The sequence below is a fragment of the Cohnella hongkongensis genome, from assembly GCF_042654645.1.
Lineage (GTDB): Bacteria > Bacillota > Bacilli > Paenibacillales > Paenibacillaceae > Cohnella > Cohnella hongkongensis.
Genome location: NZ_JBHSEP010000018.1, coordinates 1 through 22453 on the forward strand (window position 1 = coordinate 1; position 22453 = coordinate 22453).

Consider the following 22453-nt stretch of genomic DNA (forward strand, 5'->3'; position numbering starts at 1 on the left):
AAGTCCAAGAAAGGCCGGTTCCAAGCATCGCTCCTCTGTCGGTTGCTAACTTTTTGAAAAAGTAAGTGGTTAGGTGTGTTTGAGTTGCTCAAATTTCAGAAAAAATTTCTTGACATAGTACGCTGAATCACCAAGCAAAAACGCCTTCGGCATCCTCTAGACGCAGAATCGATTCAGATAAGGATAGCTAATTTTATCCTTTCTGAGTCACGAAGCAAAAGGACATATGTCCCATTAAAAATTCCGAATGTTTATGATCCAGGTCTTAAAAATAAAGTATAATTTATTTAATCCTGTGAATGATTGGAGCGATCGCGATATGAGCGAGAAGAAGGAAAAAACCAAACGTCATCTCGTCAAAGAATATCCCGAAAGCCATTCTTACGAAGCCGACTCGATTTATCCTCCGGGCACTGAGCTCCATTTCATCGAAGAACGATACGAAATCATCGACGGAATCCGATACGATTGCTCGCCTTCCCCGACGCTGAAGCATCAGCTTCTCGTCACCCAGATTTGGCATGAACTGCAAAGAACCTGCCATTCAACAGGGACGGTCGTCGTCGCCCCAATGGACGTGCACTTCGACGAGAACAATATCGTTCAACCGGACCTGACTTACGTGTCAAACGAAAACGCCTCGATTCTCAAAACGAGAATCGAGGGAGTTCCCGATCTGCTGATCGAAATTTTGTCTCCAAGCACAGGAGAGCATGACAAAGTTCGGAAAAAGGCTCTCTACGAGCGCTTCGGCGTTCCCGAATATTGGATCGTCGACATCCACCACCGGATGATCGACCAATTCTCGCTTCGCGACGGAGCTTATGCGCTGGAGCGAACTTACAGCTCCGCAGGCGCGGTGCTGTCCGAAAGATTCCCTTGCATGGCCGTTCAACCGGGCAAGCTCTTCTCGGTTTTGGATAAGTACGAGTAAGGAAAGCCGAACTTATCGATCATAGATTTGCACATTCGAAGAAAGCGCCTCGGAGCCCGCATCCGACCAATCGGATACCAGCCATCCGCCGTTCTCGTACTGCAGCCGGTAAATCGTCGTATGCGCGCCAGCGACCGGCTCCGGCCTCAGATCGAACGCCCCGTAGTAATACGCCTCCTCGTATTCGACCCGGGCAAGAACGGACACCGTGTATTCCGACGCGCCCAGTTGGTCGATCCGGAGGCTGTCCCGGTCGAAGGTCGCACTCCGCAGCTCTCCGGTATAGTGCTCATCCCCGGCGACCATATCGGCGAAATGACCGGCGAGATCGGCCCGGCGATCCGGATGAACGCTTCGGAGCCGCTGCGCGTCGCGTTCCCGGAAAGCCTCGTACCAGCTGGCGACGAACGCATGCGCGGCATCGAGAATTTGCTCCTTCGCCTCGCTCGTCAGAACGGAAAGCTCGAACTCCTGCTTCGTGCCGTCTATCGGTCTCTCTTCGCTTTGCGTCGTCCCCCAGGGGTAATCGACCTCAAGGCGAATCGTGTTCGAGCCGTCGACGGCGATCGGTCCGATCCGCTGCCCGCCGTCGACCGTCAGTCCGATGTCTTCCCCGTTTATAATGATACGGGCGAAGCTGTTGTTCGCGAAGATGTCGACGTACTCCCCCTTCAACGGCACCTCCACCGGCTGGACGGAGCCCCCGAGCGGGAACAGCTTGGCTCTCACCTCATTTTCCAGGGTCGTATACTTGCCCGCATATATCGCCTTCACCGTATACTCTCCCGGAAGCAGCGGCCCCAACTCGAGCCGGGAGCCGTCGACCCCGGCGATTCCCGCGTCCTCTCCGTTCAGAAGAATTCGCGCCCCGCCGAAATTCGTGTTCACCGGAACCTTGTAACTCCGAAGCTTCAGCTCGTAGTCGTCGTAGAAGAGCCACCGCTTCTTCTCCTTCTTGTGCGCGTAGACGAACGCAGACCCTCCGTCGCTCGCGAACGATTGCGCTGCGCCGTCCTCCAACTGCGAGATTTCCGTCTTCAACCTCGAAAGCACGGCGCGAAGCGCCTCTTCGTCCGTCCGGAGGAATTCGACGATCCCTTCCGCCGAGGCGCGGTCGACTTCCCGCCCGTCTTCGGACGCGGCGAGCAGCTTCAGCAGCTTGTCCGGCTGCCTTTTCTCGACCGAGCTCTCGAAGCGCTCGATCAGTCTCTGTCCGTCCGCCAAATAGCCGCCCAGAAAATAGAGTCCGACGGCCGCCAGCACGACGAATGCCGCAGCTCCTATCGTGATTTTCTTGTTCTTGGATGTCATTCGCTCACCTAATCTCCGTCATTCTGAGCACCTTGCCGTCACCCGTGCAGAGATAGAGCTCACCCGCTGAATCCAGGCCGAACGAGGTAACGTTTTCTTCGGATTGCAGCAGCGTCCGATGCTCCGCAGTGCCGTCTGCCCGCTCCCGCAGCGCCCATATCGTGCCCATGCCGTAATCGGCGTAGACATACCAGCCCTTCAAATCCTCGAGCTCGTCCCCTCTGTATACGTAGCCTCCCGTTACCGACACCCCGTCATCGCGGCCGTATGCCAGCAGCGGTTCTATCAGCTCTTCCTTCTCGCAGCCGCTCTTGGGATTGAAGCACTCCTCTCCCTCCATCAGGCGCCAGCCGTAGTTGCCGCCGCGCTCGATGAGGTTGATCTCCTCGAAGCGGTTCTGGCCGACGTCCGCCGCCCACAGCTTGCCGGTCTCTTCGTCGAAGCTGAACCGCCAAGGATTGCGAAGTCCGTAAGCATAGATTTCCGGACGTCCACCCTCCAGAAACGGATTGTCCTCCGGGATCGCATACTTTCTTCCTTCCGCCTCTTCTCTCACGTCTATCCGCAATATTTTCCCAAGCAGACTGTCGAGATTTTGGCCGTGGTTTTGCGGATCGCCGCCGCTGCCCCCGTCGCCGGTCGCGATATACAGATAGCCGTCCGGCCCGAATGCAAGCTGTCCCCCGTTATGATTGGAGTAGGGCTGCTCGAACGTCAGCAGCACCTGTTCGCTGTCCGGATCCAGCCTCTCCGGGTCGTTCGGATACGCGGTATAGCGCGCGATGACCGTATGCGTCTCTGTCGTGTAATTGACGTAGGCGTCGTTCGGACGCTGAGGATCGAAGGCCAGCCCCAACAGTCCCTGCTCCCCGCCCTTGTCGAATACGCGGTCCCGAATGTCCAGCACGACGTCGGCCGGCCGGTCCGGGCTTTGCGGGCTTTTGCCGACGATTCTCCCCGGCTGCTCGATGATGTACACGGCTTCCGGGTAACCCTCTCGACGCTCCAGCCCTACGGGCTTGTCGAACGTCTCGTTCCCGAAGGCCGGTTCAAGCCGAATGCCTTCCGTTTCGCCCGTCTCGACAGCGGCGGGCGGCTCCTTGACAGACGGCTCTTCGCCTGCCGGCGCCCGGCAGCCGATCAACACGGACGTCGCCAGCAGCGCAGCCAGCATACTGCCTGTCCATTTCATAAGCTCCTCTCCTTCCAGCTTTTGTTCTTATTTTAGATAATAGCATAAAAAAGACGAGAGACCGACCGCCGAGGTTTTCTCGCCCTTATCCTTACAGATGATCTGCCGCCTGCGCGTCAAAAATAACAGGCCAACTGCCCGTTCTTAAGTCGGTGAATGCGTCAGAACCGTCATTTCCAGCAACATCCGCTAAGCGCTGCCCAGCTCGATCCGCCAGATCCTTAAGGGGTTGTCCCCCGAATGCTCACTCATTCGCCTTGCGAAGACCATTCCATTGGTTGTGTTCTCATGCGTGTTAATGGGTCAGTCGTAGAAGAAAAGCGAAACCTCTTCCACGCCGAAGCTTATACTTTCTATGATCTTTAATAAAAGACGACCCGTCTTCGATGACGAAGACGAGTCGTCTTTAGCTTGCCAGCTTCCGATTGCGCGCTTATCCACGCGGAGCCGGCAGCCCCCCCACGTTGTCAGGTTAAGCAAACGGTCAACAAGCGGCCTTGCAGGAATCGTCCCAGTTGTCGGCGGAGAGCCCCGACGGTCATCGCGAACAAGGCCAACTCGTGCCAATCCACGCCAACCTATGCCAGCTCGCGCCAACCACCACGCCAACCCCCGCCAGTCCGGACCAAACTACGCACTCCGCTAACCCCCGCCAGTCCAGGCCAACACACGCCAACCCGCGAGCCCCCGCCAGCCCACTAACGTAACGGTTGCCAGCGCCGCTAATTGTGCCATTTTCGCAACATGGAGATTGTAACGGTTGCAGTCGCCGCTATTTCACCTGAAAACGTGCCGATTCGCTCGATAACCCCAAAATAAGCGCGGTGGCAACCGTTAGCTTTTCCTTTTTCGGGAAAACGATCGATTAAGCGCCACTGCAACCGTTAGACGTTGCCGGCAGGTTGCGCGCCTTCGATCGCATACTATCGGTCGCATACCATCGACCGTATGCCGTCGATCGTATACGACAACGGCTTATCCTGACAACATTGGGCAGCCCCCCTTATCCGCTGTAGGCAAACACGCCGCATTCGATCAAATCTCTAGCGTTCTTGCCGACGAATACTTTGAAGTCGCCAGGCTCCGCTTCATAACGCTTATTGGCCGTGAAATACGCGAGCATTTCAGGCTTGATTTCAAATTCGACGGAAGCGGTCTCGCCAGGTGCCAGACGAATTTTTTTGAAGCCCTTCAGCTCAAGCAGCGGCCTAGATGCGCTGCCCCACAAATCGCGCACATACATCTGAACGATTTCCTCTCCGGAATAGCCGCCGGTATTCGATACGGCGACCGTCGCCTTCACCGAGCCGCCGGGCGCGAGCGTATCGCCGGCCAAACCGGCGTCCGAATACGCAAATTCGGTGTAGCTTAGCCCGTAACCGAACGGGTAGAACGGGGCGTTCGGCACGTCGAGATATTTGGAGAGGAAGCGGAAATCGTTGTCCTCCTGCCCTTTCGGCCGGCCGGTGTTCAGACAGTTGTAATACACTGGCACTTGCCCGACGGTATACGGGAAGCTCATCGTCAGCTTCGCCGAAGGATTCGCGTCCCCGAACAGCAAGTCGGCCACCGCGTTTCCTCCTTCGGTTCCGGGGAACCAGGCTTCCAGAATCGCGGGAACGCGCTCGTTGTACCATTTCAGCTCCAACGGGCGTCCATTAAACAGAACGAGAACGGTTGGCTTGCCCAGCTTCAGCACTTCCTCCGCCAGCTTCTGCTGCACGCCCGGCAAATTCAAGTACGCGCGGCTTCCCGCCTCCCCGCTCATATGGTCCTCTTCGCCCAGGGCGAGAATAACGACCTCCGCCGAGGCGGCCGCCTCCAGCGCGGCCGCAAAGCCCGATACGTCCTCCGAAGAATAGTCGCAGCCGGCCGCCGCCTTAACGTCCGCTTCTTTTCCCAGCTTATTCAGAAGTCCTTGCTTGACGGTTACCGCTTCCTCCGGTCTTCCCAGGCCGCTCCATGCTCCCAATATACGGCCGTTGTCGGCGAACGGTCCGACGACCGCAATCGACCGGACGCTCTTCTTCAGCGGCAGCACGCCGTCGTTCTTTAACAATACCATCGACTTCTGCGCGGCCTCTCTCGCGAGCCGTCGATATTCCGGCTTTAGATGCGCCTGCTTTTCGCGCTCGATATTGATGTAGCGGAATGGATCGTCGAACAGGCCGAGCTTGAACTTCAACGTCAGGATGCGGCTGACCGCTTCATCGATCAACGCCTCATCCACTGCGCCCTGCTCTACCAATCGCTCGAGGTGGCTCATATATTCCGTCGAAATCATTTCGATATCGAGACCGGCTTCGACTCCTTGTCTGGCTGCGTCTTCGCCGTCTTTCGCGCTCATATGGAAAATCGTTTCCCATAGCGAGGTATAGTCGGAAATGACCACGCCCTCGAATTCCCACTCTTCTCTCAGAACCTTCCGCAGCAGGAAGGGGTTCGTAGTGGCCGGAATTCCGTCGTAGACGTTGAAGGACGTCATGACCATCTCGGCGCCCGCGTCGATCGCCGCTTTGTAAGCGGGCAAATGATAATTCCGCAGAGCGGCTTCCGATAGATCGACCGTATTGTAATCCCGTCCGCCCTCTGCCGCGCCGTAGGCCGCAAAGTGCTTCACGCAGGCGGCCACCGTGTCGAGCGCGCGCAAGTCGTCCCCTTGGAAGCCTCTTACGGTAGCGGCAGCCATCAGCCCGTTCAAATATGGGTCTTCACCCGGACTTTCCATGACTCTTCCCCATCTCGGATCGCGGACGAGATCGGCCATCGGCGCGAACGTCACGTTAATCCCCGAGGCCGCGCCCTCCGCGGCGGCGACTCGCGAAGCCGCTTCGACGAGCTCCGGCTCCCAGCTGGACGCTAAGCCAAGCGGCATCGGAAATACGGTGCGGAAGCCGTGAATAATGTCGAACATGAACAGCAAAGGGATTTGCAGCCGGTTATGCTCAAGGAACTGCTTCTGCAGCTGGTAGGCCGTTTCCGCGTCGGTCGAGCTCAGGATGGAGCCTACGTTCGCAATCAGCTCCTTGCTGAGCGTGCGCTCGGATACCGGTCCGGTTACCGGGGTCGAAACCTCCAGCTTCGAGTTGAAGGATCTCAGAACCGTACCCGGGTCGGTTTGGAACATTTGACCGATTTTTTCGGAAAGCGTCATTCGGGACAAAAGCTCGTTCACTTTTGTCGGGATGGATGATTCTGTGCGGTACATGGTGACATTCCCTCCTAGGGTGCGAATTGTAGCGTAAAGCGATCGTTGACTTTGGCGTGCTGGCGCGACACGATCGTCATTGTGCCGCCTTTCTTCTCGGCCGTGAAGCTGTCGCTCGGAATCACTTCGCGATCCGTCTCGAGCACGATCACATCCTCGGGCTGCGTCAGCCGAAATTCGATCCGGCCGTTGTCGACTTTAGCGATTTCCGCCGTCGAATACACAATCTTCACATCGCCGATGATCACGTTAAGCGGCAGCATAACCCCGTCCTTGCTTTGTAGCAGAAGCTTGCGTCCGTCGAACAAGGCTTTGCCTCCGTCCATGACGCGTAAGTCTTTATCAAAACCGTCCAAATTCAACAGATGGATGAATCGCTCTCCTTCCTTCGTAGCCGTCGAGGTCATAAAGATGCCATGGGATTTGCAATCATGCGTGAGTCTCGCCTTCGCTCCGAGCCCTTCCAGCGCCGTTCTGAACAAATCGATATCGCACCGGTACGAGTGGCCGAATACGATCGCGCGGCCTTCCCCGACCTTCGCATCGAATGCGGTCGCCTCTCCGCTGCCGTACACGCGCATGATCGGCTTCTGTTGGCCGCAGTCGAACGTCTGGGCGGCGTGCGCGCGAACTTCCGGGCGCGGCGCTGCCCAGCCTTCGGCCACGATCGACAGGCGGTAGCGTTCGGAATCCCGAAGCCATCCGAGCGGCTTCACGCCCAACGCGTCCGTCAGAATCGTACACGGCTTTCCTTCCATGTCGAAGCCGGGCAGTTCGCCGTATACGAGCAGCCTGCCTCCCGCATGCAAGTAGTCGGCCAGCTTCTGTTGGATCGATCCGTGCATATAACGCGCGGACGGCAAGGCGAGCACCGGCGTGACTAAAGGATCGAGCGGCTTATTCTGAATATCGGCCGAGCCGAACCGATAACCGGCGAGCAGCATGGCGCGGCCCATAATCTCCCATGCGCCGTAAGCCCGGTTCCGCTCGATATTCCGATAGATCGCCTTCACCCTTTCGCTGCCCGGATATTGATATTCGGTCATATAATAATCCGGAATGAACGCGAAGCTGACGTCGTCGCGCTCCTCGTTCATACGCGCGAGCTTATCCGCCGCGGCCATAATCGTCCTGTTCACGCGCGCCATTCTCGGGAACGTATAATTGAGTTCGCCCTCCGGGCTGATCGGCGCCGCAAAGCCGTGCCGTTCGCCGGTAAACGCGATCCGGTCGTTCCCGTCCCCCACCGGCGTCTCCAGCCGATAATTATAACCGCCGGCCAGCAAATAATAATTAAGCAGCCGATTGCCTTGCGCGACGCACATCCGGGCTTTGAAATCGGCGGCCGAAGGATCGGTGCGCCCTCCGTAGGTTTCGCCGAAGTTGCCGTCGCCGCAGTTGAATTCGACGGAGGTCAACGGCTGATCCGGCGTGTGCACGGCTTCCATAAAGCCGTTGATGATATACAGATCCTGGAACGTCTCCATCGTCAAGTCTCCGAAATAAATATCGGAGCCCGACAAATATCCGGGCGCTTGCGTATACGATTCATAGAGCTGGCTGATCCCGATCGGATACGTGAAGCCGCGGCCGCCGCTCGTTCCGTGAATGTTCACGACGAAAGGCACGTCCTTCACGCCGAACTCCTCGGCATATGACCGCAGAATGGCAACGTAGCGGGCAAACCGGTTGCGCATATAATAGCCCAGATCGTTCGCGAGCTCCGGCGCGTACGCTTCTTGCGGAGAGCGAATGCCGATCTTGCGCGCCTCGGCGTCGTCCAGCGAGAACGGATAACGGGCCGACAGCCGTTCCTCGGAATATCGTTCCTTCAGCCAAGCGGCAAAATCGCCCAGCACATGGTCCGTAAGGTCCGGACAGTTGCTAACCCAAGAGAGCATGCCGATCTCGTTGTCCAATTGAACCGCGATAATGTTGCCCCCGTTAGTATAGAGCCGCGGCGCAACAACTCCCATGACGGCGCGGTACCAATTTCTGCTGGCCTCCAGAAATCCGGGCGCAAGGTAATCGACGGTTTTGGTCGGCGCCGGACTACCGTCCCAGCCTGCCGGAACGATATCCGGATATGTTGTATACACCCAGTACGGCAGACCCTCGTTCTTCATCTCCGCCATAATGAACGGGCCGGGCCTGACGAAGAAGTACAAGCCGTTATCGCGGCATAGATCGATAAAGCGAACGAGATTCAGCTCCGGGCGCGTGCGGCCGTCGAAATCGAATTCGCCTTCCTCGGGCTCATGGCAGAGCCACGGCACATAGCTGGCCGCCGCATTGCAGCCCGCCTCCTTCAGCTTATCGATTCGGTCCTGCCAATCCTCCGGCTTGAGCCGGAAATAATGAATTTCTCCGCACAGGAGAATCTGCGGCTTGCCGTCGATCAGAATCTGCTTCTCTTTGATTTCGATCATCGTTCCAACCGCTCCGTAAAAAAGGACATTCCGCGTTTGAACGCCGTCATGCCGTACAGCATGGAGCTCCAATCGATGACGGTCACCTTCCCGGGATACCAGCGGCCCTTTCCTTCCAGGTGCCACCAGGAGTAACGATGCAAGCCGTATCGATAAGCTGCGCGATATTTCGCTTCCTCCTCCGGGTCCTGCGGATTCGCGTACGCATCGTAAGGAATGTGCAATCGATACATCGCGTACAGATCGTGAATGCCCGCAGGGTATACGGGCAGAAACCCGGCCACGATATAGGCGGATGCGACGTTGCCCGGCGAATCGTTGATTTTGTCGGCATGGTAGGTGTTGTAAAGACCGTCGTTGGCGCCTGCTCCGTATCCCCATACGTAAGAAGGGACGTCGTCAAGCTCCTTCCATTTCAACCGGTCGGCCTTGCAAGCGTTCGCGTAGTACCGGTTGTAGATTTCGCTCTTGGCATACTCCGGCACCAAATAATAAGGGAACTGATGCACGAACGAGGACAGAAACGCCAGCTCCGTGCCGGACGTATTCGTATCCGTCAGAACCGGGATTTCCAAGTATTTTTTTTGCGGCAGCTGCTCGATTTTGCCTTCCGCAAACGTATTGTCCCACAGCTCGCGAATGTCCGGATGCTCCGGCCGGGCGAGCTTGGCCAGATGGGCGGCCAGCACATATTCGTTATAGGCGGGCAGCGGCGCGACGCCTTGGCCGTCCTTGACGATCATGTTAATCGCGCCTGTAATCTTGTCGGCGATGATGACGCTCCAATCCATCTGGTTCAGCAGTTCATGCGCCATCGCGTCGATCTCCGGCGCCGTTTCCTTGAAATGCCGCCCCGCGAACAAAGCTCCGGCGACCAATAAAGACGTATCGATCGTGGAAATTTCGGAGCCCAGATTCTCGCCCGTCTCCATATCGATGAAGTGCGCGAAGAACCCCGTCGCAGCGTCCCTCGCCGGGCGACAGCCCTCAACATGGCCGAGAGCGGCATTCAGCGTCAGCTTCGCCTTCTCGGCCGCTTGCTCGTCCCACCCTTCGTAATCCGCGACGCACAGCCCGATCAGACCGACACCGGTTGCCGCCACCGAGCAGCGAGACTCCGGGTTGGCCCCGAAGCTGAAATAAGCGTCGCCGTACAAGCCGGTGCGCGGATGGCGGCATGCGTCGATCAACCGGTAGGCGTCCTCGTGCTGGCGGTCTACAAATGCTTTCACCTTCTCCGCGAGCTGGTCGTATACATTCGTCGTTATAATCTTCATGCGGCTTCCCTCTCCATTCGCTATTCAATATAGTTATTTTCTTTAAATTGCAGAACCTTCAGCCCCTTCTTCACATAGGGCACATCCATAAAGAGGTTCCAGACGGACTCGTCCCGATAATTGCTTGCCATCAGCAAGGTAATGCCTTTGTCGATGCCGATATAGTCGGGACCGACCCAATCGGCGTCCAGATTAAACGCGTCCTTGAGACCATATTCGCCGCTCAGATCGGGAACGGTAACGTAATATTTCAGCGCCTCCAAAGATGGCTCCGGCGTAAACACGATCGAGCCCAGCGCCCCTGCCGGCGGGACGGTGCCGTCTATCCGATGCGCTTTGTCGTCATAGCCGGAAGGCGGCGAACCGAACAAGCCGTTGTAGCCTGTCGGCGAATCCGATGCGGTAAAGCCCCATGAGCGTTCCCCGACCCCTTTAAATACCGCGCTCTGATCGATGGCGAACTGCCGGCTCGCTTCGGAAGCGATGACCGAGTTGCGGAACCAGTCGATCCCGTCCCGGTCGATCCAATCGCGGAAGTCGATCCAGGCATGGGAGAACTGGTAGGTGAACAAGGAACCGAACCAGGAATGGATGAACGGCTCGGAATCCTTGTAGGCTGCCTGACGACGCGCGAATCCGTCGTAAACGTCGATCGGATACGTCGGAGAACCGGCCGCCAATACGTAGAGCAGCAGCTGCTCCGCATAGAAATCCCAATGCCCTTCAAACCCCTTCTCCGGGTAGTACGCCATATAAAATTGATTCCGCTCCCGATCGACGAACCATGGCCAATCGACACGCTCGAATAACTGCTCACTCTTCTCTCGGACGTCTCCGCCGAAGTATTGTCCGACCGTCAATACCCCGCCCAACAGCAAACCCGTGTCGATGCTGGAGATCTCGCTGTCCCACTCTCTTTTGCCGGTATCGATATGGACGAAATGATAGAAAAAACCGCGCTCATGATCCATGCGAAGAAGCGTATCCAGCGTTCGGTCGGCTCTCTCGTAGCCTTCTTCGCGGCTGATCCAGCCGTTCTCGACGCCGATCGGAATCGCCGTAAGGGCGAATCCGGTAGCCGCCGTACTGGCGATCGTCGGGTTGCCGGGGTATCGGTCGCGGGTAAGGCCGTATCCCGCAGAGCCCTCCATATGGTTCGATTGCTCCCACAAATAATCGAAGGAGGCTTTGGCCTCCAAATCCAACTCATCCGGACGCTTCTCCGAGCAACCCGCCGCCGTTAGCAGCAGCACCGACAACACTACGCTGACCAACCGTCTATTGCTTCTCAAAGCACGGCTCCTCCCTACTCCCCGGTGATGCCGGAGCGTTCCACGCTTTCCACGAACCAACGCTGCGTAAAGAAATAAACGATTAACAAAGGGATAATATTCAACAAGGTGCCGGCCATATTGATCGCTTCATTCAGGCTTCGCCCCGTCTGCGCGTTCGGATCGACCGGGAACAGCTTCTGGTACGTGACGGCGAAGTTTTGCAGTTCAAGCGGAAGCGTCGTCAGTCGATCTCCCAAGTAAAGGGCCGCGAGCAGCGTCTCGTTCCAGTACCACACCATCGAGAACAGGAAGGAGATGATGAAAGCAGGCACGGCCATCGGCACGCAGATGACCGCGAAAATGCGATAAGCGCCGGCCCCGTCGATCTGCGCCGCTTCCTCCAGCGCCTTCGGAATCGTCCTGAAAAACTGGAAGAAGATCAGGATGAACAGGCCGCTCTTGAGTCCTTGGCCGAATGCCGCCGGAATGAGATAAGAGAAAATGCTGCCGATCAACCCAAGGTCCTTAAACATCAAGAACTGCGGAATCATCGTAATTTGCGGCGGAATAATAAAGGTCGCCAGCACGAGCGCAAACAAGACCGGTTTCCCCGGAATGCGAAAGCGAGCGAACCCGTATCCGATGACCGCAGCAGACAAGGTCTGGACGAGCGCGGGGAGGAACGAAGCAAGAACGTTCTGCCCTAGCGTATTCAGGAAATCCATGACCTCGGCCGCTCTGGCAAAGTTGTCTCTATAAAATCCGGACGGAATGTACGTGATTAACGGGTTAATCAAATCCTCCGTATTCATAAAGCTGTAGGTGATCATGTAAAACAGCGGGTACAAGTAGACGAAACCGATCAGAGTCAGCAAGAAATACACGATGAGCTTGATGACGATGCCTTCGCCGTTAAATCCCCACAGCAGCCGTTTCGACTTATCGATCGCGGTGCGATTGACGAACCTTTTCATGCTCTCTCACTTCCTATCGATTGGTTGCCCGCTGTCTGGTTGCCAGCACGAGGATCGCCAAGAGCGCCAGCATGACCAGGAAATAAATCCACGCCAAGGCTGCGGAATAGCCCATCCCGTACTTCGGATCGTACATCGCGCTTTGAATGAGAATAATGATCGGATTCAATGAAAATATCGACTGCATAATGACGGTATAGACGATATTGACGAGAATCATCGGGTTCAGCGCCGGCAGCGTCAGCTTCCAGAACGCTTCCCACCGGGAAGCGCCGTCGATGCTCGCCGCTTCGTACATCGAAGCGTCCAGCTTCTGCAAGCCTGCCAGGAAGATCAGCATTTGCACGCCCGAAAACCATAAAATCGTAATGAACGACGACAGAAGAAACGTAATCAGGTCCGCCAGCAGCGTCGGCAGCGTTTCATGAAGCCGGCTCATCTCTATGATGTCCTGAATCCCCGGCAGCGTCGTGGCGCCTTGATCCATCAACTGTTTAATGACGGGGCCGCTCGTAATAATGACCGGCAGAAAGTAAATCGTTCGGAAGATGCCCTTGCCGCGAAACTTCATGTTCAGCAGAAGCGCTACGATTAAGGCGAATACGACGATGATCGGCACCATCGCGATCGTTTCGAGCGCGTAGCTGACGACCTGATCGCCGAACTGAACGTCCATGAACAGCGCGTTCCGGTAATTCTCCCAACCGATAAAAGTCGTCTTAATGCCATCGGCCGTAATCTTCACATCGCTAAAGCTGAACAGAAGGGTGCGAATCAAAGGATAGCAAGTGAAGATCAAGAAGCCGACGATCCAAATCCAAATGAACGATAAGCCGACAAGCGCCTCTCTAAGCCGATAGCTCAATTTCATGACCGGCCTCCTTGAACGAAGAACGCTTGCGCCGCAACCCGGTTCCCATCCACAGTAACTTCGCTCGCGTTGTAATTGATATAGATGACTGCGCCGTTCGAGTAACGGTTCCGGAATACGCCTTCCTGCACTTCCTCGCGTTTCTCGAATGCGGCGTTCGCCACCGGCCGCAGCGCATCCGCGATCGTCTGGTAATCGTTCACGATTTGATCCTTCCAGATGGCATATTGCGACGTATAAATCCAGGAAGAGCCCGTATCCTGCAGCTTGATCGGATCTTCATCGGTTACGATGTAGGAAGGGTAGCTGCCGTAATCGATCATGTTCAGCAGCGCCTCTTGCGGGTTCGAGTTGAAATTGGCCGCTTGCGCGTAATAATCGACATGTCCTTTCAGCACAAGCTGCAAGAACGGCACCTGTTCCGTCTCCAGCAAGAAGCTGGAGGAGGTCGTCGGCAAATCCAGAATTCGGTCGGCGTACTTCCATAAATATTGGTTGGGCCTGTAGAGCGCGACGCTGTCGACTTCGTCATGAGCCAGCATCGATCGATACGTATCGATCGATTGGCTGCGCGTCGATGCGGACTTCTCATAGGCGGAAAACAAGCTGCGGCCGATCGAATCGATCGCGAGATTCGCCTTTCCGTTGCTCTTGAATGCGGAAACTTCATGCTCGAACAGCTTCCGGGAAGCTGCCGGCTGCAGCACATACGAATCATCGTAGATCGAGATAAGCTGCTTGGCGATCGATTGGGCAACGTCGGCCTTCCCGTATCCGCCGGCCGCCCGATCGACCGTTACGTAGTCGGTATAGAAATAAACGGGAATGCCCAGGTCCTCGTATTTCTGCACGAATGCGCGCCAATCGCCGGCGTTGCCGACCTTCTTTTCATAAGGAAGGTGCGTCGGCGACGAACCGGTCGCGCCGCCCTCCGTGTAGCCGCGGACGACGACCGCCATGCGATCCGCTCCATTCCCCCGCAGGTCGTCCAGCATATGCTCCATCTCTTGCAGCGTGGCCATCGGAATCACTTCGCGCCCGATCATTTTCTTCTGACGATCCGCCGCCAGAAACTCGATGCGGAGCGGAAGCGATTGCGCGTCTTCCGGTTTTCGAGCCGGCAGCTCTCCCCGCTCAACCAGCTCGCTCTGCAGCCGGACGGCCATTCCCGAATAATCCGCCTGCGGCCCGGCAAGAAGCATCACTTTAAGCGAGGCGTCGAAAGAATTTCTCTCTTTTTGATTCAGGGTCATGCCTTTGCCTTTCTTGTCCAAAGGCTGGAAGTATTCTTGCCTGTAAATCCATTTGGCGGTCGTCCAGTGATAAGCTGTGGTCACGCCGCTCGGGTACGCTCGTATTTCTGCATAAGGCGCTCCGCCCGTTATCCAGGAGACAAACGCATTTTTGCCTTCTTGATGGGCGATGCCGAACGCCGGCACGTAGATTTGCTCCGGATCGTTCGCCAGCGTATCCCTGAACTGAAGGCCGCCCTTGATCCCGAGATCGTCGCCGTACACTCTTCCGATATACGGCTGAGTGGCGATCGTCCGCTCGCTCAAGCTGATCAGCGCGCCAGAGCCGTCAGGGATAAGCATATAGCCTTTCTCCTTCTGAACGCCCTTCGTCCCGCCGAAGTAAGGATACAAGTAGAGGGATTGCAGCGAATGGCCCTCGTCGGTCTCCTCGATGGAAGCGTGCGGAACGATGAATTCCACCGCATCCTCCGTCAGCTTGACGTCCAGCCGGAGCGAGATTCCGAGCTTCTCATACCGTACAGCCGCCGAGAAGCCGTCCGCTGCGTTCTCGAACGCAATTCGGGCCTGCTCTCCGGTGACGGGAGCCATTCTGACTTTGTGCTTGGCATCCCTGTATTCCACAGTCAGTCCGGATTCGAAAAACGCTTGCCACGTTTGATTCAGCTGGTCATCCTTCTCGTCCAGCGTGCCGTCCCAGACATACCCGTTCTCTTTGTTCTCGACTTTGATGCCCAGCGTTGCCCTGTTGACGTATAGCGCCAAGCGGTCATTCTCCGCCGCTTTCTCATAGGAAGAGAGGAGATTCGCGGCTGCGTTCCCGCTCGCTTCAGGGACATCCGTGTCGGGCGCTCTTTGTTCCGCCCATGCCGCTATAGCGAGCAAACCAGCCAACAACAGCAACGAGAACGACAATGCGGCGATGCGTTTCGCTTTGTTAAGCACGGTTTCTCAACTCCTGAACGATCGTTTGAACAAATTCAACTTCCTGATTAAACAGCAGCACGAGCAGAAACAGCACCAGTGCGGCCAGCACGATGGCGAAAATCGTCAAAAACAAATTTCGCACGGTTTGCCCGAACGTGTAATCGTGAAGCTCCTTCACCATGATGCACACGAGAAGAATCGACCAGCCTTGAACGAAGAGCATCGCATAATCGTAAACGAATTTCTCGTTAAACGTCAGCACGTTGCTGACCAGCGCGATCGGAAGCGCAAAAACGAGGTAAGGCGATAGCGCGTAAATCGTACCGATGTACACTTCGGACAATCGTCCTTCGCCATCGCTGATCGTGCTCACCATGTAGTTCATGACGACCCAGAACAAGAGCGGCACAGCCGCGGTCAATACAATCGGCAGCCATTCCATTTGGTCGGGATCTCCGCTCGCAAACAAATACCCCTTGGCATACACCAGGATCACTTGGAGCAGCAGCAGCCACGCATAGAGAATCGTTGCCGAGCGCACGGTCGCCCGTTTGTTGTCCTTCAGCTCCTGAACGGCGTCGATCGGGTGCTTGAGGAAATGAAACAGGAAGCCAAGCTCCCGCATCAGCGGAATTCGCGCGATCGCGCGTCCGAGGCGTACGAACGGCTGCAATAAACGGAACCGCCGATGAAGCCGCCGGAGCGCATAACCCAACGCGAAGCAGGCTAGGACGACATACACGACAACATTCATATTGCGCTGAAGCCAATCGTTGCGGATTTTCCAGAACGCGTCGGAATAGCCGCTCTTGTCCTCCGCCATCTTGAAGCTTTCCAGCGCTTCGCCGTTCCTGTTCTGCTTAAAATAAGATTGAGCCAGAGATTGATACGATAGAATAAAGAAGCTGTTCATCTTGAGGATCTCTTGCCAGATTCCCTCGCTCTGTACGTATAAGCCTTGCTTATAGTGATCGACCCCTTCGAACACCTTGGCCGCGAACGGAGTAATCCGATAGCGGTTGATCACATTGCGCTCCCGATCCGCTACGAAGATCGTCTGACCGGAATCGACCACATCGATCGCCGAGGCGTTTTTCAGAAGTCCCGCGCGTTCGTACAAGTCGTCCGATCCGCCGAACAGAAACAACAGATTGCCGAAGCTGTCGTAGACGGCGATGATCCCCTCGGCGTCCAAGGCGAAGATGTTGCCGCCCGCATCGACGTCGATATCGATCAACGTGCGGCTGGTCCACGATTGGGTAGACAAAATGTTATCGCCAACGATATTCATCTTCTTGATGTCTCTAATCCCATTCGTCACGGTGTAGAGAAGCCCTTGCTGATCCAGCACGAGGCTGGTCGGGGACGGCGGCGTCGATCGGAACAGCTGTCCCCTCTGATCTTCCGTAAAAATGAGCCGTTGGAGGAGCATCTTGAACGACAGGTTCGTTTCATTCGCGCCAACGTAGCCTAGAAATCCCCCGTCCTTGTTCAACTGCACGACGCCGTTAATCGAACCTTCGCTAATGACGTAGAGGTTGCCGCGTTTGTCTACCGCGACCTTTCTCGGCGCAAAATCGTTCTTTTTCCCGTAGATCGGCTCTTCCGGACGGCCCAATTGCTTGACGAGCGTTCCTTGCCGGTCAAATACGACAATTTGCTTGAGCCCGTAATCCGCGACGTAGATAAGCTGGTCGGGAGCGACATAAACGCCGGACGGATTCGACAATACTCCTTCTCCGATCCACTTCGGAGGATTCTGGCCGTCGTACTCCGCAATCCTCGCATTCCCCGCATCGGCAATGTACAGCAATCCGGTCGGTTCGTCATAGAAGATATCTGCCGGTTGATTCACGTCAATGCGGATCAATCCGTCCGGTTCATAGGCATTCTGCGTCCCGACCAGCATTCCGCCCGGCCCCTGCGTCAATGTCGCGTAGGGTGAGTTCGCCATCGCTTCCGCCGCGTTTTGCACGAGAAGACAGCCGCCCAATAAGACAAGCAACAGCCATTTGCCAATCGCCCTCTTTGTCATCTGCATCACCCTTATTTCAGCCCGGAATGAGCCATCGTGTTCATCACCCGGCTTTGCATAAAGATAAAGATCAGCAGGTTCGGGATAAACATAATCAGCGCGGCTGCCGCCGAAATCCCTTGACCTGCGACTTCGTTATTGTTGGCCGTAAAGGTCGACATATAATAAGCGAAGTTTTTCAGGTTTTCGTCATTGACGTACAGCGTGGCGGGCTCCGTGCTGTTCCAGCTAAGCTGGAACGACAAAATCGCGATCGTGGCGATCGCCGGCATCGTCATCGGAATGACAATTTTCCGGAAGACCGTCCAGTCGCCGGCCCCGTCCATCTGCGCGGCCTCGATCAGCTCGTTCGGGATTTGATCGATAAACTGCTTCAACAGGAAGAGGCCGACCGGCATCGCCAAGAGCGGAAGTATGTTCACCCAGAAGCTGTCGATCAATCCCAGCTCGACCACGAGAAAGTATCTCGGAATGGAGACGGCGACCGGCACGAACATGAGCGCAAGCGTATTGATCGAAAACAGCAAGTTCTTCAGCTTAAACTTTTTCTTCGAAAAGGCGTAGCCAGCAGCCGCGCTGACCAGAATCGTCGCCACCACCGTCGCAAGGGTAATGACGACTCCGTTGAAAATATAACGGCTGACCGGAATGCCGGACACCGTAAAGGTAGACAGCAGGAAACGAAAGTTGTCCAGTGTCGGTTCTTGGGCGAAAAATCTCGGTGGAAAAGCAAACAGCTCCTCCATCGGTTTGACGGCATGGGAAAATATAAAAATGATCGGCAAAATCATAAACAACGAGAGGGGCGCCAGAATCAGGTAGAACTTCAACTGGCTGATGTGAAATCGGCTCGGATTCATCTTCGTGCCTTGAAATGAAGCCATACGCGTTCCCTCCTACTCTTTCTCGGCGAACAGTTTCCATACGAATTTCGAGCAAATCCAAATCATGCCCAGAAGCACAACCGAAATCGCCGAAGCATAGCCCATCTCATAGCGGATAAAGCCGTAATCCTCGATATGGTTGACGATCAGCTGGCCGGCATAAGACGGCGTCGGGTTCGTGCCCGACAGCTCCACTCCGATGATCCCCGCTTGAAAAGTCGAAACGACGGCCATGACGGCGCCGAATAGCATCTGCGGCTTCATGGACGGAATCGTAATATGGATAATTTCCTGAAAGCGGTTCTTGATTCCGTCGATATAGCCCGCTTCGTACATTTCCGAGTTGATGTTGAGCACCCCGGCGAGCATGGCCAGAAATCCGATGCCCATGCTGCTCCAGATCGTGACGACCATCATGATCGGCAGCAAATAGTCCGGCGACTGAAGCCATTGAATCGGCTGCGTGATGAAGCCGTTGCGCAGCAGCAAGCTGTTCATATAGCCCGTCGGATCGCCGCTGAAGAGCGTCTTCCAAACGACGGTCATCGCAACCCCTGCCGTAAGGGACGGCGAATAGATCAGCAGGGCAAGAATTGTTCTCGGTCCCTTCTGAATTTGCGCCAAAATCCAGGCGAGCAGGAAAGAAAGAAGATACGCGATCGGCCCGACCAGCAACGAGAATTTCAGCGTATTGGGCAGCACGTACTGCATAAAGACGCTGTCGCTCATAAACAAGTCGGTATAATTTTTCAGTCCCGTAAACTTCGGGAGCTGAATGGCATTAAAGCTCGTAAAGGAGAGCCCGATCGCTACGGCTACGGGAACGACGATAAAAGTAAAGAAGAGCGCGAGATAAGGAGCGAGGAAGAGGTACGCAGACCCTTCCTTTCTCATCCATTCCTTTAACTTAGTTCCCATCTCTTCCTTTCACCCAGCTTTCTACATCCTCGATTGTTGTGACGCGATACGGAGCGACAACTTCGCCCTGCCTCATGTAACCGAACTCTTCCATCTTCCTTATCGTTTCCTTGTTGATCTCGTTGACGGCTTCCTCTACCGTGGAGCGGATATTTTCGCCGTCGAATACGACCTTGGTCCAAATATTGCTCAGTTCGCGTTCGATCATATAGGAGCTCGGCGTCTTCGGCACCTCTCTCAGCCACTCCCATTGCTCGAGAATGACTTGCTTGTCTTCTTCCGGCCAAAATTGCTGCTTGAAGGCTTCATGGTTGGCGGTATTCCACAAGTATTCCTTGCCGTACAGCGTCTGCAGCTGGTTCGCGAAAGTCGCTTGCGTCTCCGTCGAGAGCCACCATTTCAAAAATTGCCACGCCTCGTCGGGATGCTCGGTATCGTTGAAGATCATCGATACTTGCGCGGAGCCCGGCTCCCAGCGAACGACTTCTCCGTCGCGTTCGATCCCGGGCGCGGGAGCGATTTTCCATGCGCCTTTCAGCTCCGGGGCTGCGACCTGCATCTGGATATAAGTCGCAAAGTTGCCGATGCCCAGAGGCATTTTGCCGGTACGAAAGTGCTCGTAAAATACGGGAACCTGCATCTGTAAGCCATATAACCGGAACAAATTCGTCATCAGCTCGATGCCTTCGAGCGATTCCTTGCTGTCGAGCCCCGTCTCGAACGCATCCCGCCCGAACATATCCCCGCCCGCTTGATAGATGAAAGGCGCGGTGGCCATGAACGGCTTGGTCCCCGTTGCGCCGGCAATCGGCGTATAGAAATTCATCCCGTATCTCTGAAGCTCCGGCATGATCTCGATCACGTCGCTCCATGTATCCGGCACCGGAATATTCAGCGATTCCAGCATGTCTTCCCGATAGAACAGCACATAAAAATCTTGCGTCTCAGGCAGTCCGAATACTTGATCGTTGACGACGAGAGGCACAATCGCCCCAGGGGAGATCGGTTCGATAACTTCTCCGAAGTCTTCGAATTGCCTTAAATCCAGCGCCGCGCCGCGAAAGCCCAGATCGAAAGGGATTCCGTTGCTGATGCCCAGCGCCAAGTCCGGAGCGATGCCCGATGCGGCTGCCAGCGTAAGGCGCTGCTCGTTAGGCAGCGTCGAGAACTGAATCTCGATGCCCGTCTGCGGCGTAAATTGTTCGTCGACCATCCGCTGAAGCAGCTCCATATAGTTTCGAGGGCGATTCATCCATACGCTCAAGGTCGGCCCTTCATGGCTTGCCGGATTGCGCGGCTTCCAGAACGTATGAAAGAACTGCTTGGTTCCTTCGTATACGGAACCGAACCAGGACGCCCGGTGCTCCGGCAACGTTGCGTTCGGATTGGAAACGTACAATTGATCGATCGTTAACGGCTGCATTTCGAAATCCAGAATCGCATTCGACAGATTTTGCGTGACGGAGCCCGATCCGCCGTTCAGCTCATTCAGCCTGCGGGGGATCAAGTTCGGCTCGGCGGCCAGCTTCTCCAAGCTGCCCACGGCCATCTTCATGGCGGTCAAGCCCTTGGAGCTGCCCCGCCCCCCGTTCAGGGCCAACGCGCGCTCGTACTCCTCGCTTAGCGCCTGCGCGATTCCCAGCAAATCCTCTCGAAGCGTCGGAACGTATTCCGTGATTTCCCAATCGCGATTCTGATCGGCGTCGTTGCCCGCTAATTTGCGGATTTCCAGCGCCAAGTCATTCGCTTGACGAATCGAATTCAGCAGCGTCTGCATGACGTCGTAATACGGGCTCGCATCCGCCATGATGCCGATTCGGTGCTTTCCTTTGCTTAAATAGAACCGATAAGGACCTTGCTCGCCCTGCAGCACTTCGGTTTTCCAAGAGGCGGTATAGTCGAAGGGGTAATTTTTCGCTTCCGCAAACGGAACTTGCCCGTCTATCGTAAAAGTTCGGAATACCCGGGAATTTGGCTTGTCGTCCTGCTTGTATTTGACGCCGATTTGATAGAGACCGTCCCGCTCCGCTTCGATCTCGTAATACACCGTTTGCCCCGATTGATCCCACGTCTTGCCGCCGAGCGTATTGAGAAGCAGCAGGTTTGTTTCGTAAGGATTGACTCCCAAATCCCTGCTGGGCAGCGGATTGATCGTCGTATCGTTTTTGAAATCGGGCTTCTCCGCTTCCTTAATCATGAGGACCGCTTCAGCTTCCGCCCTGTCTGCATGCCGTGCGGAATATTGCGCATACGAAGGCCAGCGGGTTGGCGATGCCGCCGTCAGGCTGCCGCTTAACATTTCCCCGTTCACCAATGCGACTTTGATCCTGTTTATCCCTTTATTCAGCTTGATCGTCATCGGCTCCGGGTTCATCCGGGTCGAATCCGCCAGTTGAATCGTTTGCCATTCGTCCGCCCGCAATTGCGTCGGCATCACTTCGTTGCCGTAGCGGTCTTTCGGAAAGTCGTCCGTTCCGCTTATCCAAAGCGGCGGCAGGACGAATCGGCGAGCTTCCGGGCTCGGGTATTCGCCGTTCACCTGAATGCTAATCTCCGTAGCCTGCAAGCCTTCGGCCAAGACAAAATAATCGAACGAAAGGGTATACTCCCCTTCCTCTGCAACGTCGAATGCAGCTTCGAAGCTATCGCCTTTCCTTAAGTGAATCGCGCCGTCCTCGTAGCCGTAAGCCTCCTTTGCGGCAACAATCGGCAAGTCGGACAGCATATGGGAGGGGGAGACCCTGTAGGATCTCCCCCCGGCTGGATTCGCTCCTTCGCTCTCCATTTGATCCAGCGAGGCAGAGTGGCGGTTATAGACGATATTGGAAGCGGCATCGTCCTTGCCTCCGAGAGTGAACCCATAGATGCCTGAGACTGCAATGAGAACGGTCAGAACCGCGCCGATGAAGAGCTTGGCTCCCTTACGCCTTAACATGGATTCTACCTCCCCTGGCGCCGGTTAGTCG

General features: G+C 55.8%; 14 protein-coding genes. 1 reads left to right on the forward strand and 13 read right to left on the reverse strand.

From position 1 onward, the window contains the following. Positions 1-319 precede the first annotated feature (319 nt). The gene (locus ACFO3S_RS20410) at positions 320-934 is read left to right on the forward strand and encodes a Uma2 family endonuclease (RefSeq protein WP_378099863.1); all 615 of its coding nucleotides are present in this window, start codon (positions 320-322) and stop codon (positions 932-934) included. 12 nt (positions 935-946) lie between these two features. On the opposite strand, the gene ACFO3S_RS20415 is transcribed toward ACFO3S_RS20410, so the two are convergent. The 13 genes from ACFO3S_RS20415 to ACFO3S_RS20475 form a co-directional block, all read right to left on the reverse strand. Next, entirely contained in the window at positions 947-2245 is a 1299-nt protein-coding gene (locus ACFO3S_RS20415) for a TcaA 3rd/4th domain-containing protein (protein ID WP_378099865.1), read from the reverse strand. 4 nt (positions 2246-2249) lie between these two features. Then, positions 2250-3437 (reverse strand): PQQ-dependent sugar dehydrogenase, encoded by a 1188-nt coding sequence (locus tag ACFO3S_RS20420; RefSeq protein WP_378099867.1) that lies wholly within the window; start codon positions 3435-3437, stop codon positions 2250-2252. A 1003-nt stretch (positions 3438-4440) separates the two neighbouring features. After that, positions 4441-6645 carry a beta-glucosidase BglX gene (gene bglX, locus ACFO3S_RS20425; protein WP_378099868.1) on the reverse strand — a complete coding sequence of 735 codons (2205 nt, stop codon included), beginning with the start codon at positions 6643-6645 and terminating at the stop codon, positions 4441-4443. A 14-nt stretch (positions 6646-6659) separates the two neighbouring features. After that, on the reverse strand, positions 6660-9074 hold the full coding sequence (locus ACFO3S_RS20430) for a beta-galactosidase (RefSeq protein WP_378099870.1): 2415 nt from the start codon (positions 9072-9074) through the stop codon (positions 6660-6662). Further along, the gene (locus ACFO3S_RS20435; RefSeq protein WP_378099872.1) at positions 9071-10351 is read right to left on the reverse strand and encodes a hypothetical protein; all 1281 of its coding nucleotides are present in this window, start codon (positions 10349-10351) and stop codon (positions 9071-9073) included. The genes ACFO3S_RS20430 and ACFO3S_RS20435 overlap by 4 nt, the downstream gene beginning before the upstream one ends. 20 nt (positions 10352-10371) lie before the next feature. After that, positions 10372-11643, reverse strand: a complete 1272-nt coding sequence (locus ACFO3S_RS20440; protein ID WP_378099874.1) for a glucoamylase family protein — start codon at positions 11641-11643, stop codon at positions 10372-10374. Between the two features lie 14 nt (positions 11644-11657). After that, a complete protein-coding gene (locus tag ACFO3S_RS20445; RefSeq protein WP_378099875.1) occupies positions 11658-12599 on the reverse strand; it encodes a carbohydrate ABC transporter permease in 942 nt (313 codons plus the stop codon). Between the two features lie 13 nt (positions 12600-12612). Next, positions 12613-13470, reverse strand: a complete 858-nt coding sequence (locus ACFO3S_RS20450; protein ID WP_378099877.1) for a carbohydrate ABC transporter permease — start codon at positions 13468-13470, stop codon at positions 12613-12615. Next, positions 13467-15668: a DUF5696 domain-containing protein gene (locus ACFO3S_RS20455; RefSeq protein WP_378099879.1), complete on the reverse strand. Its 2202-nt coding sequence runs from the start codon at positions 15666-15668 to the stop codon at positions 13467-13469. Before ACFO3S_RS20455 ends, ACFO3S_RS20450 begins: the two co-directional genes overlap by 4 nt. After that, positions 15661-17685, reverse strand: coding sequence for a YIP1 family protein (locus ACFO3S_RS20460; protein WP_378099881.1), 2025 nt, complete (start codon positions 17683-17685; stop codon positions 15661-15663). Before ACFO3S_RS20460 ends, ACFO3S_RS20455 begins: the two co-directional genes overlap by 8 nt. Positions 17686-17696: 11 nt before the next feature. Beyond that, on the reverse strand, positions 17697-18569 hold the full coding sequence (locus tag ACFO3S_RS20465; protein ID WP_378099883.1) for a carbohydrate ABC transporter permease: 873 nt from the start codon (positions 18567-18569) through the stop codon (positions 17697-17699). A gap of 12 nt (positions 18570-18581) precedes the next feature. Further along, complete coding sequence (locus ACFO3S_RS20470) at positions 18582-19487, reverse strand: carbohydrate ABC transporter permease (protein ID WP_378099885.1); 906 nt, start codon at positions 19485-19487, stop codon at positions 18582-18584. Next, positions 19477-22422 carry an extracellular solute-binding protein gene (locus ACFO3S_RS20475; RefSeq protein WP_378099887.1) on the reverse strand — a complete coding sequence of 982 codons (2946 nt, stop codon included), beginning with the start codon at positions 22420-22422 and terminating at the stop codon, positions 19477-19479. Before ACFO3S_RS20475 ends, ACFO3S_RS20470 begins: the two co-directional genes overlap by 11 nt. Positions 22423-22453 lie beyond the last annotated feature (31 nt).